At 53.6% G+C, this 1,098-nt stretch carries 1 pseudogene; it reads right to left on the bottom strand.

Annotated elements, in window-relative coordinates:
- Positions 1 to 74 precede the first annotated feature (74 nt).
- Positions 75 to 1,098, bottom strand: a pseudogene (locus HMPREF0658_RS09500) (hypothetical protein); the annotation flags it as partial.

Here is a 1,098-nt window from a genome sequence, read left to right as displayed (position 1 = left end):
TTAGCCCAGAGGTGATGTAAGATGATGCCATCGGTCCTCTACCTTAGTGTCGTACCGAGCCTTTTTCACATCCGTTATTCATCGGCCACGGGGCGGACGGAGTGACCGCATGACCGAGCGGTGGCGTACAGCGGGCTCACGCTCATCTGGCTTATGCCCAGACCGTAGCCGTGTGAGTTGCTGTCCGGGGCAGCTGACCACCATTCGCCGAAGGAGCCCACGCTTTGCACCGGACCGCCGTAGAAGGCGATATACCCCGTAGCGGGAAAATATACGGTGGCGTCGGGAGCGGTAAGTTTATTGTTGAAGTCCCAGCCGCTGTCCCATGTGCCGGTGGCGTTCGGTGTTCCCTCATTCTCTCCATTGGTGGAGAAACCGGTGAAAGCATTGCCGGCCGGCATCTTGAAACCAGCGGGGCAGGGATCGTAGACGGTCTTGACAACGGCGTTGTCGTTGAAGCCCGTTGTGGTGTTGTCGGCTGACCACAGGTTGTAGTAAGAGTAGCCCGTAGGAGGAGTGCTGCTCCATGATGAGGCATCACTGTAGAAGTTTTCGGGATGTTGGATGCCGTTGGGGATAGACATGTTATCGCCGGCGTCCCTGTTGAAAGTACCCGATAAGTTGTCGTCTGTGCCGGGGACAGCATCCTTGCGACCAAACTGATAGAATGTGGCGATGGCCTGCCGCACACTGCCCGGATTCTGCGTAATGGTGAACTCACCAACATTGCTTGCCTTCCCCACTTGTGCAACACGCACTTTCACGCTGCGTGGCGTGGTGTAATTCGTGACGCCCCAATTGGTGTACTTCATGCCGAGGGTCTCTTCGGTAAACTTATAGACATGGCCTTGGAAGTTGGTAACAGCAATGGTGTTGAGTGCGCTTTCGGGTGCAAACCATAAGTGCCACGACCACATCGTAATGCCATATTCGTTTTTCACAGCGATGACTGCATTGCCACTGCGAATATCATTCTTAGTTACCTCGAACTCTACAAAATCAACGGAAGAAGCTACTGTTACACCACTTTCATTGGTGATGGTAGCAGGGTAAGAATGCCAGTCAAAAGATGATGGCCTAACTAAATGGGGTTCATCT

The sequence above is a fragment of the Hoylesella marshii DSM 16973 = JCM 13450 genome, assembly GCF_000146675.1.
Lineage (GTDB): Bacteria > Bacteroidota > Bacteroidia > Bacteroidales > Bacteroidaceae > Prevotella > Prevotella marshii.
Note: the sequence above shows the minus strand (reverse complement) of the source record. Positions and strands in the feature narration are given on the sequence as shown.